Here is a 16,002-nt window from a genome sequence, read left to right as displayed (position 1 = left end):
CCTTTCCCAACTCGCCTTCCCTTTAAGTGGAGTTGCGGTTGGAGAAGGTTTCATTGTATGTAGAGCAATTTTTGCTTGATTACTGATTCTCCAATTCTTCTTTGCTGACCAACGCAACTAAAGCGTTTACAGCCTGTTCCGCGTCCGCGCCTTCTGCACTTATGTTTACTTCCGTACCGGAACTGATCGCCAAGCTCATAATTCCCATGATACTCTTGGCGTTTACCCGTTTTTCGTCTTTTTCCACATAAATTTCAGAAGAGAATTTGTTGGCTTCCTGTACAAACAAAGCGGCGGGTCTTGCGTGCAAGCCCGTTTTCAACTTTACGACAACAGGTCGCTTTGTCATGAACCAATACCCCCTACCATTCTTAATCACACCGAATTTTACTCCAGAAAACAACGTTTTTCAAATATTATATCATTTTTCCCACAACTACACTAGAAAAAAAGTCGGCGAACTTATTTTCCTGCCCTAATCTTTTCCGCCATTTCATCAATTTTCCTCAGCCGATGGTTTACCCCTGACTTGCTGACCGTTCCTTTCAACAAATCGCCGACCTCCTTCAGGTTAATATCCGGGTATTGCAGCCGGATCTCGGCGACCTCACGCAGCTTGTCGGGCAAATTCTCCAGGCCGATTTCCTTCTGAAGCAATTTAATGTTCTCGATCTGTCTTACCGCCGCTCCGATCGTCTTATTCAGATTGGCGGTCTCGCAATTGACGATCCGGTTGACCGAATTTCGCATGTCCTTCATGATTCTTACATTTTCGAACTTCAGCAAGGCTTGATGTGCGCCTATCAGGCTTAGGAACTCCGTTATTTTTTCCCCTTCCTTGATGTAGAAGACGAAGCCCTTCTTCCGTTCGATGCATCTGGCATTGAGCTGGAAGCTGTTGGCCAACTGAACGAGTGCCTTGCAATGCTCCTCATACATCGAGGCAATTTCCAAGTGGTAAGAGGATCCCTCCGGATTATTGACCGAGCCTCCCGCCAAGAATGCTCCCCTTAAATAAGCTCTGCGGCAGCAATCCTTACGGATAATCTGCTTGTCGATGCCATCGGTGAACAGGAAGCCCTCCGAGACAATCTTCAGCTCAGCCAATATTTCTTGAACCTGGCTTGGAATTCTCACGATGTACACATTGTTCTTCTTAAGACGCATTTTCTTGCGGACCAGAAGCTCGGTATGCAGCTGGAATTTCTTCTTCATGAGGGAATAAATACGGCGGGCAATGGCGGCATTCTCCGTGGAAATATCCAGAACTACACGCTGATTGGTCAGCTGAACCGTCCCATTCATCCGGATCAGCGCCGCCAGCTCAGCATGCTCGCAGCATTCTTCGCCTTCGATCAGCGTCAATTCCTTCTTCGTCTCCGCCGCAAAAGACATACCGCTCACTCCTTCTCAGACATTCGGCGCTGTACCAAATCATAGATATGGCGGCTTAATTTATCGGCATCATGCCGCAAATAGGTGCGGAACAGCACCAGACGATCCGCAATGACACGGCATCCCCTGCTGGTTACCGCTTCCAGATCAAGCCGCACCACCTCGGCCCCTTCTTCCGCATACTTCTGTTGAACCTGCGGCGGAATGCTGCCGTTATTAACGATAACATAATCGAACAAATCGTGCCCGACATGATCGCAGATAGCTTGCAGATGGTCGCTTACCGAATAATGATCCGTCTCGCCGGGCTGAGTCATGACGTTGCAGACGAAAATTTTGACGGCTTCGGAGCGGACGACCGTCTCAGCGAGCTTCGGAACCAGCAAATTGGGTAAAATGCTGGTATACAAGCTTCCCGGTCCCATAAGAATGGCATCCGCCTCTTCGATGGCTTCAATCGCTTCGTCAAGCGGCTCTACGTCCGCGGGTTCAATAGAGACCCGCTTGATCTTCTTGCCCGCTTGCGGAATCTTGGACTCCCCTTCCACGATCGTCCCATCCTCCATCTCCGCCTTCAAGATGACGGAATGGTTGGAGGCAGGCAGTACTCTGCCGCGAACCGCCAATACCCGGCTTAATTCCCGGACTCCGGATACGAAATCCCCGGTAATTTCCTTCATGGCCGCCAGAATCAAATTCCCCAAGCTGTGGCCGGCCAGGCCGCTCCCGCTATTGAACCGGTGCTGCAGCATTTGGGACAGCATCGGTTCAACATCGGCAAGCGCAGTCAGCACATTGCGGATATCCCCTGGAGGGGGAATCTGCATCTCATCGCGGAGAATGCCCGAGCTGCCCCCGTCATCCGCTACGGTAACGATAGCGGTGATATCGAGCGGCTTCTGCTTCAGTCCGCGCAGCATGACCGACAGTCCGGTGCCGCCGCCGATGACAACAATCTTGGGCCGCGCTCCCTTTCCCCTATCTTCCGCCAAGAACGGTTCCATCCTCATAGGCGATCGCGCTCCGAATCTCTATGGGATACGCGAACCCGTTCGGTATCGCTGGAGCCGAGAGTTTTACCCAAATATTCGGCAATTGCTACGGAACGGTGCTTGCCGCCAGTGCAGCCGATTCCGATGACAATCTGGCTCTTGCCTTCCTTTTTGTACTGGGGAATAAGGAAATGGAGAAGATCCAGCAGCTTGGTCAGGAATTCCTGGGTCTCCGTCCACTTCATAACATAATCGTATACTTCCGGATGCTGTCCGGTATTCGGCCGAAGCTGTTCTATATAATGCGGATTGGGGAGAAAACGAACGTCAAAGATTAAATCCGCATCGATGGGAACGCCGTACTTAAAGCCGAATGAAATGACATCCACCGCCATGACATCCTCGTCCGATTGAATAAAGCGGGAGACAATTTGCTCCTTCAACTGAGCAGGCTTCAGGCTGGTCGTATCGATCACCTGTGTCGCCATCCCCTTCAGTTCCTCCAGCAATTTTCTTTCCTGCAGGATACCGCTGAGGGGCGAACCATCCTTCGCCAGCGGGTGTCTTCTCCGGCTTTCCTTATACCTTTGAACAAGAACCGAATCGATGGCATCCAGAAATAAAATTTCATACGTTATTGTGTAGTTTTCCTTAATATAGCGAAGAGATTCAAAAAGCGCGGTAAAAAATTCACGTCCCCGGAGATCGATAACGAGAGCGACCTTTCCGATCTTGCCGTTAGATTGCTCAATCAGCTCGGCAAACTTGGGAATCAAGACAGGCGGCAAATTATCCACACAGAAAAATCCCAGGTCCTCCAAGCTTTGTACCGCTATCGTTTTGCCTGCTCCGGACATGCCTGTAATGATGACCAGCTTCGCCAGTCCATTCCTCTCTTCCATCCTCCGTCTCTCCTTTCCCCTGCTTCCCTATAGCTACAGCCATTAGCATCCATGCAGTCCCGAAAGAAAGAGCCTTCGAACTCAATCAGCCTGTTACCCTATTCCTATTATGGGATACATTGGAATAAAAATCCATATGATTGCTAAAGCCTTTTACAAAATAATTATTCTGTTATAAGCATTACTTACATTATAGCTGTCTCAGCAGACCGGCCGCTCCCACCATTCCGGCGTCATTGCCGAGCATAGCCGGCACGATGTCGACCCCTTCCCGGGCAGGTGCGGGAGTATACTGCGAGAAAATTTCGCGGATCGGTTCGAACAGAATCTCTCCGGCTCTCGAAACGCCTCCCCCCAGAATAAACCGCTGAGGGTTGACGATAACCGCCAGCATAGACAGAGACCGCCCTAAATAATATGCGGCCCGGTTCACAATCCGGATGGCTGCTTCATCGCCTGCTTTGGCGGCATCGAAGACATCCTTGGCGGTAATTTGCTCCAGCAGCTGCAGGGACGTTTTATCCCCCCGGCCTACGGCATCCTTAGCCATCCGCACGATTCCAGTGGCGGACGATACCGTTTCCAGACAGCCGGTTTGGCCGCAGCCGCATACGATAGCCTCCAAGTCGGGAACGACCTGCATATGTCCCAGCTCGCCGCCCATTCCGGAGAAGCCCTGATGGATTTTACCGTCAATAATAATGCCGCCGCCGACCCCGGTTCCCAAAGTGTAGCAGACCAGATTGGAAATGCCCGCTCCGGCGCCTCCCCAAGCTTCTCCTAGAGCAGCTACATTGGCATCGTTATTGATAATGACCGGTTTGTTAAACCGTTCCTCGAGGATTTGTTTCAACGGCACATTGTGCCAGGCCGGAATATTGGGAGACGACAGGACGATCCCGTTAGGGATATCCAGGAAGCCGGCAACCCCCGCCCCAATTCCTACTACTTGATCTAAAGACAAAGAAGCATCGGCCACCAGCTTGCGGACGTATTCCTCAATTTTGGCAATAATCGATTCCGCTCCCTCGTCAGTCCCCGTAGGCCCTTCATAAGAGTGCAGCAGTTTTCCGGTTTCGTCACATATCCCCACTTTGATGTTGGTGCCTCCTAGATCGACACCGACATACAGATTTCCCGACATTCATGTCACCTCTCCGATTAATGGACTGCCTCTGCCGATTTCTGCTAAACCCTGCACTCATCGGCAAGGATGTTACGGCAGACCGCTTAATGATGATAAGCAATCGGGAAGAAAGGACAAGTTGAACGCAACTCATCCTTTCTTCCTATACGTGCGATAAGAGCCGGAATTTATCCGGAACTTCGCCATCATTCACTTAAGCTTTGACTCCAGTCATGCACCATATTTCCTTCCAGAAACTTCTCGCAGTCCAGAGCGGCCATACAGCCGCTTCCCGCTGCGGTAATCGCCTGCCGGTACTTGTTGTCCTGGACGTCTCCGCAAGCGAAAACTCCCGGAATATTCGTCTCCGAGCTTCCCGGCTTAACCCGAATGTATCCGATCTCGTCCGTATCGATCTGCCCGTTAAGAAACTTCGTGTTAGGGGTATGACCGATAGCAACGAATATACCATCGGCTTCAATGACTTCTTCCGCTCCGGTTTCGTTATTCCTCACCTTCAGGCCGATAACGCCGTTCTCTCCGGAGAGGACCTCAAGAGGAGTACGGTTAAGGCTCCAGGTAATTTTCGAATTCTCGCGGGCGCGATCCTGCATGATCTTGGACGCCCTCAATTCATTGCGGCGATGAACGACATTGACCTCCGTGGCGAAACGGGTCAGGAAGTTGGCTTCCTCCATTGCGGAATCCCCGCCGCCGACCACGATGATCTTCTTGCCGCGGAAGAAGAAGCCGTCACAGGTTGCACAAGTGCTGACTCCGCGTCCGATGCTTTCCTTCTCATTAGGGATTCCCAGCAGCTTCGCCGACGCGCCGGTTGAAATAATAACGGTTTCCGATACGAGCTCGCCCAGTCCTTCGACACTCATCTTGAAGGGGCGTTGGCTCAAATCGATGCTGTTCACCCAGCCCGTCTTAAACTCGGCGCCGAAGCGTTCGGCTTGCTTGCGCATGTTGTCCATGAGCTCGGGACCCATGATTCCATCCGGAAATCCGGGGAAGTTCTCAACATCGGTCGTTGTCGTCAATTGGCCGCCAGGCTCGGGGCCTTCGATGACCAACGGATTCAAATTCGCGCGAGCCAGATAGATGGCGGCAGTCAGTCCTGCCGGACCGGTGCCGATAACTACGGATTTATACATTGTTCTTCCTCCTTACCTGATTGCAAATCCTTCGGAGATAGACCGGATCTTCACATCGGCGGTATCCGGCCTACTTCTCTTCGTCCTGCTTCATGTAGCTGGAAAACTTCGGGAAGATCGCTTCCATCTTCTGCTTCAGTCCGCAGGTTTCATCTATGGACTTCACATGCTTGCAGATCGTGGTTACAGAGATTTGATATCTTTTGGCCACTTCCTCATAGGAGATGGCACGCCGGTGCATCTTGGCGGTCAGGTATTCCAGCGCCGCCGCCCAGCCCTCCGGCTTATGAATGACGGGGACCGAAGGATAAGCTCGGGATAAGTATTCCACCCAGAGGGTCTCCATATCATACTGTTGAATCATATCGTAGCGCTTCTGCATATTTTGGAGCGCCAGCTCCAGCACCCGCTGCCATTTCGGCTCCCATACGGGAAGATCCTGAGAAACCGGCGTTGCAGGAAGAGTGATCGGCTGCCCGGCCATCACCGCCTGCAGCGGCTCATTAACGCCCATGCTCCGCAGCGCGAATAAAGCGACTCTTTTTAAATAATCGTCTTCGCCCGGCTCCAACAGAAACTCCCGTAGCGCTTCTTCCACTTCCGCGTCGGCAATAATGCCGAAGGCTTGGATGACCTGCAGTTTGGCCTCTACATCGCCGTGTCTCAAGGCCCAGAAGAAAGAAGAGCGGACTAGAGGATCCCGTTTAAGACTGTCCGGCAACGCATCCTTCGTCTTGACCATCGTCCGGAACTGCTCTTCGAACGGAAGATGATAGTGATAGCTGAAATAAGGCTTGCCCGCTTCTTCGGAAGGCACCTTCTCCAGCTGACTTAAATAGAAACGCGGGATATCGGAATGCGGGTCCAGCTTCTCGGCTTGCTGCCAATATTTGCGGGCTTCGTTAAGCCTTCCGATGTTATAAGCGGCAACGGCCGTGTAATGGAACAAGCAGGGGTCTTCCCCCGCCTCCCCGCTCTTAATCAGTCTCCTGAACAATACATAGGCGGTCTCGTGCTCACCCAGTATGCCCATCGTCGTAGCCAGCTTAAAGACATGGTCATGATGGAACGGGCAAGTCTTCCTAAGCAGCGACAGCAGCTTCTCCAGCTCCTGCTCTGCCCCGAAATGCTGGTAGAAAATCGCCAGATTGCTTAAAGCATGCAAATTCCCGGCATCCAGCTCCAACACCTGCACAATCGTCTCCATCGCCTTATCAAACTGGCCCATATAGTAATAGGCCAGAGCCAGATTATTGCGCGCCGCCAGAAAATCAGGATACTTCTTAACAAGACGGTTCAGCACCCGGACCGCTTCCCCGAAACGGCCTTCCTCCAACAGGCTTCTGGCCTTGTCATGCTCGAACATGCTTTCCCTGCTCTTGACGAAAGTAAGTCGCGTCGGGCGCTCCAGCTCGTAGCTGAGCAGTTCGATCATCTCTTCGGATTCTTCCAGATACTGTCCGTTGGGATCTTTCTCCAAATACTGGATAATCGCTTTCTCGGCGTTCTCAAAATCCTCCATATTGGCGTAATTGTTCGCCATATAGAAGTAACACTCCGTCATGGACGGATCTACCTCATCTATAATTTGCTTTAAAATCCGGTTGGAATCGGCAAACATGCCCATCTCTGACAATATTCCAGCCAGATTGCAATGGTTGACCGGGTTATCCGGTTCATAATCGACCGCTTTGCGGAAATATTTAAGAGCCTTGTCGTAATGAAGTCGGTCCAACGACCGGACAGCCCTCTCGAAAAAAAAGGTGGCATCCATCTTCAACGAAATCACTTTAGGCTTTGGCTGGTCTGCCACACTCAGTTTCCTTCCCATGGGCAAGGCACCTCCGGCTCATCTGACAAGCGGCTGACCGCTTTATCAGGTTATCAAACAAAAGTATATCATAGTTAATCCGGAATACCTACCGTTAACATCTTCAAGGCTTTTCTTATGCCGATAAAGAGAACAGCGCGCGAACACGGCAAGTGGCTGCCGGTGCTTGGCCCGCTGCATGAATAATTTCTGATTTAGACTCCTCCGTATTTGAACAGGGAGCTGATCGATCCGCCCTCGCGGTTAATACGGATGGCATTAGACAAGAGTGGTGCAACCGACAGCACCTTGAAGCGGTCCGACCTTTCCTCCGGAATGGCGATAGAGTCGGTAATGACCACTTCCTTAATGCTGGGATGATCGAGCCTCTGCAGTGCCGGGCCCGAGAAGACGGGATGTGTAGCACAGACGTATACGTCGTTGGCCCCCCGCTCTTTCAAGCCTTCGACCACGTTAACGATAGTTGTTCCGGTATCAATCAGGTCTTCGATAATAATCGGCGTCTTGCCCTCAACATCCCCAATGATATGAGTAATGACGGATTCGTTATGCGCGGGACGCTTCTTGATCATGATCGCGAACGGCGCGTACAGAATGTTGGCCAGATTCTCCGCGGTCGTGGCTCGTCCGGCATCCGGCGAGACGATAATCGGATTCGGAATGTTCTTCTTCTGGATATAATCGCTGATCAAATCCAGTGCCGTCAGGTGATCGACCGGTATATTGAAGAAGCCTTGAATCGCCGGTGAATGGAGATCAATCGTGATTACCCGGTCCGCACCGACCGTCGTCAGCACATCGGCAACCATCTTCGCAGAAATGGGTTCGCGCGGCGCAGATTTTCTCTCCTGCCGGGAGTAGCCGTAATAGGGGACGACCAAATTGATTGTCTTCGCGGAAGCCCTCTTGGCGGCATCGATCATAACCAGCAGCTCGACAAAATGTTCGTTAATGGGACCCGAGAAGGTCTGTACCAAAAACACATCGCAATTACGGATAGATTCTTCATAAAGGCAATAATGTTCCCCGCTCTTAAACCGTGAGAGCTTCACCCTGCCGAGTGGCTGACCCAGCTCCTTGCTGATTAATTCTGCCAACTTAGGATTGGATGAACCGGAAAATACTTTAAAGTGGTTGCTCATAATACCCTCCCGAAACTTTGTAACCCACCTGCGCAGCATTTTTGATTAACTTACTTTATTATACCGTGACGACGGTTAAATTTCCAAAGCCACATGCCGGAGCAGGGACGAACTTTTCGTGACATTTATCTAAATGCTTGACAACACGAAACAACTGCAATTCCACATTGTCTTAAGCTTGCATGCGAATTCCTTACATTCCGAGGCTTGCTCTCTAAAATTGTGCAATTTTCTTTGCCTCTCCAAACCACGCAATTTACTCCGACTTAATTCCTGGCATCTCAAAATAATGCACTTACAACGGAAATTATCGAACGTTTACATTTAATTAGCCTTGTTGAAGATTTATGGCCCGAAATTTTCGCACTATCCCCTTAATTCTCCAACTTGGGAGGCAGCATTCACATGAGATGACGGTTTCCCATAGGAAACATTGGATTGAAAATTGATATAAAATCCACATGAAGAAAGATTTCTATTCAAGTCTCCCGAAAAGCGGACGAAGATGCATGTTGATTAACATAACGTTCTTCAACAACAGCAATAAGCGGCCGACAACCGGAGGACTTTTCCAGCCCTCTGCCGGTTATCGCGACCGCTGCATGCATCTTTATTTAAATTCACCCGCGGGCTTCTGAATATGCCGGCGGTTCAGCTCCGACAGCACTTCATCCAAAGGAAGCTTGCGGTCTCTCAGCAAGACAAGAAGGTGGAAAATCAGATCGCTCGTTTCATAACGAAGCTCCTCATTGTCCCTGTTCTTGGCCGCGATGATGACCTCTGCCGTCTCTTCACCGACTTTCTTCAATATTTTGTCGACGCCTTTCTCAAACAGATAAGTCGTATAAGCCCCTTCCGGACGCTCCGCATCCCGTTCGGCCACAATCGTTTCCAGCTTGCCGAGGATAGCGAATCGGTCCCCGTCCGAAACACCGGCCGGTTTAGAAGAATCATCAGCCTGTCCCGATGAAGCATTTTCCTTAATCTCAACTTCATTATGAAAACAGGTATACTTGCCGGTATGGCAAGCCGGTCCTTGCGGAATCACCTTTAGTAATAACGTGTCTGCATCGCAGTCATAGTGAAGGGACTTAACCCGCTGCACATGGCCGGAAGTAGCCCCCTTATGCCATAGTTCCCCGCGGGAGCGGCTCCAGAACCAGGCTTCGCCGGTTTCATTCGTTTTGTCGAGCGCGTCTTTATTCATATATGCCATCATAAGGACTTCCTTGCTGATCGCATCTTGCACGATAGCCGGAACGAGTCCGCGGTCATCCCAACGAATCGTCTCCTTCGCCTGTGCGAAATCTACCGCCCGAAGCTCAGCTCCCCCGGTTGTACCTTGACTGCTCTTCGATTCTGTCAACGGATTTCCACTCCTTTCTGCTTCAAGACGTCCTTCACGCCTTGAACCGTCAATTCCTTATAATGAAACACCGTTGCGGCCAATCCCGCATCCGCTTTGCCTTCCGTGAACACATCGTAGAAGTGCTCGGCAGTACCGGCTCCACCCGAAGCGATAACCGGAATGCCTACCAGCTCCGATACCGCCCGGGTCAGCTTCAGATCGAAGCCGTCCTTCGTGCCGTCCGCGTCCATGCTGGTCAACAGCAATTCGCCGGCTCCCAGCTCCTCCGCCTTCTTGGCCCATTCCAGCGCTCGAAGGCCAGTCTCCTTGCGGCCGCCATGCGTATACACTTCCCAGTCTCCCCAGGCTTCGTTATACTTCGCATCAATCGCTACAACGATACATTGGGAACCGAATTTCGCCGCCCCTTCCGAAATCAGCTCCGGCTGGCGGATGGCTGCCGTATTGATTCCGATTTTGTCCGCTCCGGCTCTAAGGAGCCGCTTCATATCTTCCACACTGGAGATGCCGCCCCCTACGGTGAAAGGAATGGAAATCTCCCCGGCGGTTTGACGAACCACCTCGATCATCGTCGCCCGGCCCTCTACGGATGCGGAGATGTCGAGGAAGACCAGTTCATCCGCATTTTCCTTATCATAAAACGCCGCCAGCTCCACCGGATCGCCGGCATCCCGCAAATTAACGAAATTAACACCCTTAACTACCCGTCCATCCTTCACATCCAAGCATGGAATTATTCGTTTCGCCACCATTAATCTCCCCCCTGGATTCAAAATACGCCGCCTTACCGCCGGCTTGATCAGGCAATGTCAAGTACCAGTAGTTTCCTACTCCCTTAAGCAGCGGCACTTTGAAACAAGATTATAGTTACTTATGCCGTCATCGTGGAAATGCCAAATCCCCGGACATTGCCGACCCTTTTACACCAAAGAACCAAAGACCAACTAAAATACATGTCTTAATTGCGAAAATCCGCTAAATCACCAAAAAGACGGGCAAAAATGCATGTCATTCACCGTCAAAATCCGAAAATGGAGTGAATCGGCTAAGTTTTACCTGCACTTTTGTTTGTCCTTGGCTTATTGTGCCTTTAGTCTTCGGAAGACCTGCATTATTGCAGGTCATCGCCTTTCAGGACGGTGACCGCATCCCGTTCGTTCCCCAGTTAACGGCACATTTTCAAATAATTATCCAGCAGCCGCATGCCGACGGCACCGCTTTTTTCCGGATGGAACTGCATTCCGTACACATTGTCCCGGTTCACGATAGCCGTCACCGGGCCGTGGTAATCGGTGGAAGCAAGCAGATCCGACGGTTCCCCCAGTCTTACATGGTAAGAATGGACGAAATAGACGTGGCCCTCCTCCATCCCGGCAAAAAGCGGGCTTTCCCGATGAAAGCAAAGCCGGTTCCAGCCCATATGCGGCACCTTGAAATCGCCGCGGAAGCGGACCGCCCTACCGGGGAGCAGGCCGAGCCCTTCGTGCTCGCCATGCTCCTCGCTCGCGGTGAACAGAAGCTGCATGCCCAGACAAATGCCGAGCAGCGGTTTACCTGAGCGGACGTAGTCCAGAACGGCGTCTCCGAGCCCGGTCTCCCGAAGCTCCCGCATCGCATCACCGAAAGCCCCGACCCCGGGCAGAATCGCGCCATCCGCCGCTGCCAGCCTTACGGCATCGGACGTTACCTCCGCTGTATACCCCAATCGCTCCACCGCTTTGCTGACGCTGTGCAGATTGCCCATTCCGTAATCGATGATCGCGATCAAGTTCTACAGCACCCCTTTCGTCGAGGGGACGCCTTTCACCCGCGGATCGATGCTCGTCGCTTCATCCAGCGCTCTGCCGAGAGCCTTGAATACCGCTTCGATCATATGATGCGTGTTATGCCCGTAATGGACGATAACATGCAGCGTAATCCGGGCTTCAAGCGCAAATTTCCACAGAAATTCATGCACCAGCTCCGTCGTGAAGCTGCCTACCGTCGCCGACGGATATTCTGCCTTATAAACCAGATGCGGGCGGTTGCTGACATCGATGGCCACCTGCGCAAGCGCCTCATCCATCGGCAGGAAAACGTTCGCGTATCGCTTGATGCCGACCTTGTCACCCAACGCTTCGCGAAGGGCGCGGCCCAGACAGATGCCGATATCCTCGACGGTATGATGGTCATCGACCTCTACATCCCCGCGTGCTTGGACCTTCAAATCGAAATGGCCGTGCTTCGTAAACAAATCGAGCATATGGTTCATGAAAGGGACATCCGACTCTATTTCAGACACACCCGTGCCATCTACGTTAAAAGACAGCTCTATATCGGTTTCACCCGTTTTCCGCTCGATCGATGCCTGGCGCAAAGAGCGTTCGTTAGTTTCCGCCATCCCTGTTTTCCTCCTTCTCCAATTCCTTCTCCAGTCGAACCTCGATCGCCCGGGCGTGCCCCTGCAGCCCTTCGTGCTGAGCGAGGGTTATGATTTTGCGGCCGTTCTCCAACAGCGCTTGTCTGCTGTAGTAGATCACACTCGATTTCTTCAGGAAATCATCGACGTTAAGCGGTGAAGAGAAGCGTGCCGTACCATTCGTCGGCAGAATATGGTTCGGTCCGGCGAAATAATCGCCGACCGGCTCCGAGCTGTACTCGCCGAGGAAGATCGCCCCCGCATTCTCGATCGCTCCGAGATAGCGGAACGGCTCCTCGAGCAGCAGCTCGAGATGCTCCGGCGCCAGCCGATTGACCACTTCGATGCCCTCTTCGAGGCTATCGACGGTCAATATGGCGCCGTAATCGTCAAGCGATCGCTGCGCTATCGCTTTCCGGGGCAGCTCCGCTAGCTGGCGCGACACCTCCCGGCGGACTTGCTCCGCAAGCTCCGCCGACGGCGTCACCAGCACCGCGGAGGCCATCTCGTCGTGCTCCGCCTGCGACAGCAGATCCGCCGCCACATAGGCGGGATCAGCGGAGCTGTCGGCCAGCACGACAATTTCGCTCGGCCCGGCGATGCTGTCTATGTCCACGGCGCCAAACACGTAGCGTTTGGCCAGCGCGACATAGATGTTGCCCGGGCCGACAATTTTGTCCACCGCGGGGATGCTCTCGGTGCCATAAGCGAGCGCGGCGACCGCCTGGGCTCCGCCGACGCCGTAAATCTCGGTGATGCCGACCTCGGCCGCCGCCACCAGAATATACGGGTTAATTCCCGGTTGTCCGGCGGTGGCCGGCGGAGTAACCATCACCACTTCCGGTACGCCCGCGACCATCGCCGGAATGGCGTTCATCAGCACGGACGACGGGTAGGCCGCCTTGCCTCCCGGCACGTATAAGCCGACCCTCTTCAGCGGGCGAATCACTTGGCCGAGCAGGCTTCCGTCCGGCTGCGGATCCATCCACGAATTCCGCTTCTGCTTCTCGTGAAACGCCCTTATATTGGCCGCCGCTTCGCGGATTGCCTGCAGGAACGGCTCATCCACCTGCTCATAGGCCGCCTGGATTTCGGCTTCCTCCAGCCGAAGCTTATCAGGCTTAACCCGGTCATGCTGCTCGGTATAATAAAACAAAGCCTGGTCCCCTTCCGTCCGGACCCGCTCGATGATTTCCTTCACCACCCGGTTCTGTTCGGGTGTTCCGTAATCCTCTTCCCTCTTGGTCGAGAAAGATTTAGCCGGTAAGATCCGCATCCCTGTAGCCCTCCTTCTGTATCTATTGTCCTGCTATGACCGACTGCAGACGGTCACAGACGTCCTGTATCCGTTCGTTCTTCATCCGATAGCTGACCCGGTTGGCTATCAGACGGCTGGTGACGTCGAACATCGTTTCCATCTCGACCAGTCCGTTCTCCTTGAGCGTCCTTCCCGTCTCGACCATATCGACAATCCGGTCGGCCAACCCGATAAGCGGAGCCAACTCGATAGAGCCGTTCAGCTTGATCACTTCCACCTGCTGCCCCCGCTCGCGAAAATATTGGGAAGCCACATTCGGATACTTGGTGGCCACTCGCGGATTGGTACTGGGCTGCCAATCGGGCAGACCGATGACCGACATCCGGCATTTCGCAATATTCAGGTCGAGCAATTCGTACACGTCCCGATTCTCTTCCATCAGCACATCCTTGCCGACAATCCCGATATCCGCCGCCCCATATTCGACATAAGTCGCCACATCGACCGGCTTCGCCATGATGAATTCCATCCCGGCCTCCGGCGCGACAATGACCAGCTTGCGCGATTCTTCCAAATCATCCGGAATGGAGAAGCCCGCTTGTTGAAGCAGCCGAACCGCCGGCTGATTAATCCGGCCCTTCGGCATCGCCACTTTGAGAAGGTTCTGCATCCGCCTCTCCTCCTTTATCCGAAATAATACACTTCATCATATAATTTGCCCGCATAATGGTATAAGCCATCGGCATCCGGCTGCTCGGCTTCACCGTTCCATTCTCCATCCACCCGGCGGGCTTCCACCTGGTTTCCGGCTCCCTGCCTTAGCTCGGAGGCGCGAGCGAAAGCGGCCTTCCTGCCTTCGGCCGTGTAAGCCACCAATATCCGGCGCGGTCTTTCCGCCGGAAGCTTCGAGACGGCCTCCAGAATCCGGTCCGTCTTCAAGGCGAAGCCCGTCGCCGGAGCGGGGCGTCCGAACAAAGCAAGCAGATTGTCGTAACGCCCGCCGCTGCATACCGGAAATCCGAGATCGGCCGAATATCCTTCGAAGGTCATCCCCGTATAATAGGAGAAGTCGCCGATCATCGTCAAATCCATCAGCACATGGCTGCTCAAGCCATAGGCCTCCAGCACATCCCAGATTTCGCACAAATGCTGAATCGAGCGCTGAGCCAGCGGGTCATTCGTCACCGAACGCGCCTGCTCGCAGATTTCCTCGCCGCCACGCAATCTCAATATTCCTTCCAGTTCACTGCGCGTCCCTTGATCCAAATCCAACTGTCTAAGCTGCTGGCGATAGCCTACGTGATCCCGTTTCAGCAGGCATTTCTTGAGCGCCTCCTGCTCTTCCAGGCGCCCCGGCAAGGTTTCGTTAAATAATCCGTTTAGGTAGCCTACGTGGCCCAACGCAATTTTAAAGGCATGCACTCCTGCCGCCTGCAGAGTGGCGATTGCCAGAGCGATAACCTCCGCATCCGCTTCCGGAGACCCGTCTCCGACCAGCTCGACTCCCGTCTGGAAAAACTCCGACTCGCGGCCCGCTTCCTGTTCGAAAGCTCTGAATACATTCGAATGGTAAGATAAACGCAGCGGAAAAGGCTCATCCTTAAGGAGAGAAGCCACCACACGCGCTATAGGAGCCGTCAGTTCAGAACGGAGCACCAACGTCCGTCCATTCTGATCCAGCAGCTTAAACAGCTTCCTGTCCATCGTGGAGCTCGCAGTCCCCACCGTATCATAGAATTCCAGCGTAGGCGTAATAATTTGCTGATATCCCCATTTCTCCATACAATCAAGAACGCGAGTCTCGATACTCCGCAGCTTGGAAACCGTTTCGGGCAAGTAATCCTTGACTCCGGTCGGCTTTTCAAATACTTTCGGTTTGGACATAAGCTCCCCCCCTTTATAAAAGTTAATGCTGTCCATTTAGTCTAATAGGTAATCATCCGTAGTAACAACGAACCAAAGCCGGATAAATAATGGCCAACCATAGATAGAAGCGCACCTGCCAGGTAGTCGTACACCCTGCACCCATTATGCACCCGCTTCGCTTTAGTGTGCTACCATACTACCAAATTAAAGAATTAATCGTTACTATACCATGGTATGCGCTTTACCGTCAATGTCAAATTCCTGTTATGTTTAAAAATCCCTTCTTATGACCATTGAAACCATTCACCCGCTCAAAACCTGATTGCAATGATCGATTTAATTTGTTGTAGGTTAACACTTAAATTTAATTGCCGCTTGAACCGGGGCATACGGGGTATTCCTCCGGGCTTTGGCCGCTTGGCCCCTCGAGTGACAGAAACCCCGCCCTTCTGGATAGCTTCCCCAAGACCGGCGACTCGCGGCCAGTCTTAATGGATTTTATACAGTTAGTTTGCTTCTCTTGGGCGAAAAATGAAAACTAAGTGGAAAAACTCCAGCTAGAT

General features: G+C 52.7%; 15 protein-coding genes. All 15 read right to left on the bottom strand.

Annotation, left to right across the window (positions count from 1 at the left end):
• Positions 1-79: 79 nt before the first annotated feature.
• On the bottom strand, positions 80-349 hold the full coding sequence (locus ACFQ03_RS21460; RefSeq protein ID WP_144940643.1) for an HPr family phosphocarrier protein: 270 nt from the start codon (positions 347-349) through the stop codon (positions 80-82).
• Between the two features lie 113 nt (positions 350-462).
• Positions 463-1,395 carry a DNA-binding protein WhiA gene (gene whiA, locus ACFQ03_RS21455; protein WP_144940645.1) on the bottom strand — a complete coding sequence of 311 codons (933 nt, stop codon included), beginning with the start codon at positions 1,393-1,395 and terminating at the stop codon, positions 463-465.
• A 5-nt stretch (positions 1,396-1,400) separates the two neighbouring features.
• The gene (locus ACFQ03_RS21450; RefSeq protein ID WP_225312822.1) at positions 1,401-2,387 is read right to left on the bottom strand and encodes a gluconeogenesis factor YvcK family protein; all 987 of its coding nucleotides are present in this window, start codon (positions 2,385-2,387) and stop codon (positions 1,401-1,403) included.
• A 14-nt stretch (positions 2,388-2,401) separates the two neighbouring features.
• Positions 2,402-3,289, bottom strand: coding sequence for an RNase adapter RapZ (gene rapZ, locus ACFQ03_RS21445; RefSeq protein ID WP_144940647.1), 888 nt, complete (start codon positions 3,287-3,289; stop codon positions 2,402-2,404).
• A gap of 190 nt (positions 3,290-3,479) precedes the next feature.
• Complete coding sequence (locus ACFQ03_RS21440) at positions 3,480-4,433, bottom strand: ROK family glucokinase (RefSeq protein ID WP_144940649.1); 954 nt, start codon at positions 4,431-4,433, stop codon at positions 3,480-3,482.
• A gap of 188 nt (positions 4,434-4,621) precedes the next feature.
• A complete protein-coding gene (gene trxB / locus ACFQ03_RS21435) occupies positions 4,622-5,575 on the bottom strand; it encodes a thioredoxin-disulfide reductase (protein ID WP_144940651.1) in 954 nt (317 codons plus the stop codon).
• Positions 5,576-5,645: 70 nt separating this feature from the next.
• The gene (locus tag ACFQ03_RS21430) at positions 5,646-7,406 is read right to left on the bottom strand and encodes a tetratricopeptide repeat protein (RefSeq protein WP_379290865.1); all 1,761 of its coding nucleotides are present in this window, start codon (positions 7,404-7,406) and stop codon (positions 5,646-5,648) included.
• Between the two features lie 194 nt (positions 7,407-7,600).
• Entirely contained in the window at positions 7,601-8,548 is a 948-nt protein-coding gene (locus ACFQ03_RS21425) for a ribose-phosphate diphosphokinase (protein WP_370451797.1), read from the bottom strand.
• A gap of 610 nt (positions 8,549-9,158) precedes the next feature.
• The gene (hisIE, locus tag ACFQ03_RS21420; RefSeq protein WP_186328472.1) at positions 9,159-9,833 is read right to left on the bottom strand and encodes a bifunctional phosphoribosyl-AMP cyclohydrolase/phosphoribosyl-ATP diphosphatase HisIE; all 675 of its coding nucleotides are present in this window, start codon (positions 9,831-9,833) and stop codon (positions 9,159-9,161) included.
• 77 nt (positions 9,834-9,910) lie between these two features.
• Positions 9,911-10,669, bottom strand: coding sequence for an imidazole glycerol phosphate synthase subunit HisF (gene hisF, locus ACFQ03_RS21415; RefSeq protein ID WP_144940657.1), 759 nt, complete (start codon positions 10,667-10,669; stop codon positions 9,911-9,913).
• Positions 10,670-11,082: 413 nt separating this feature from the next.
• Complete coding sequence (gene hisH, locus ACFQ03_RS21410) at positions 11,083-11,685, bottom strand: imidazole glycerol phosphate synthase subunit HisH (RefSeq protein ID WP_144940659.1); 603 nt, start codon at positions 11,683-11,685, stop codon at positions 11,083-11,085.
• 3 nt (positions 11,686-11,688) lie between these two features.
• The gene (gene hisB, locus ACFQ03_RS21405) at positions 11,689-12,297 is read right to left on the bottom strand and encodes an imidazoleglycerol-phosphate dehydratase HisB (protein WP_144940661.1); all 609 of its coding nucleotides are present in this window, start codon (positions 12,295-12,297) and stop codon (positions 11,689-11,691) included.
• The gene (gene hisD / locus ACFQ03_RS21400; RefSeq protein ID WP_379290862.1) at positions 12,284-13,591 is read right to left on the bottom strand and encodes a histidinol dehydrogenase; all 1,308 of its coding nucleotides are present in this window, start codon (positions 13,589-13,591) and stop codon (positions 12,284-12,286) included. Before hisD ends, hisB begins: the two co-directional genes overlap by 14 nt.
• A gap of 22 nt (positions 13,592-13,613) precedes the next feature.
• Positions 13,614-14,243 (bottom strand): ATP phosphoribosyltransferase, encoded by a 630-nt coding sequence (hisG, locus tag ACFQ03_RS21395; RefSeq protein WP_144940665.1) that lies wholly within the window; start codon positions 14,241-14,243, stop codon positions 13,614-13,616.
• Between the two features lie 14 nt (positions 14,244-14,257).
• On the bottom strand, positions 14,258-15,457 hold the full coding sequence (locus ACFQ03_RS21390; RefSeq protein WP_150960603.1) for an ATP phosphoribosyltransferase regulatory subunit: 1,200 nt from the start codon (positions 15,455-15,457) through the stop codon (positions 14,258-14,260).
• Positions 15,458-16,002 lie beyond the last annotated feature (545 nt).

Source organism: Paenibacillus residui, assembly GCF_042677205.1.
GTDB lineage: Bacteria > Bacillota > Bacilli > Paenibacillales > NBRC-103111 > Paenibacillus_L > Paenibacillus_L residui.
This window is presented reverse-complemented; position numbering and strand designations above follow the sequence as displayed.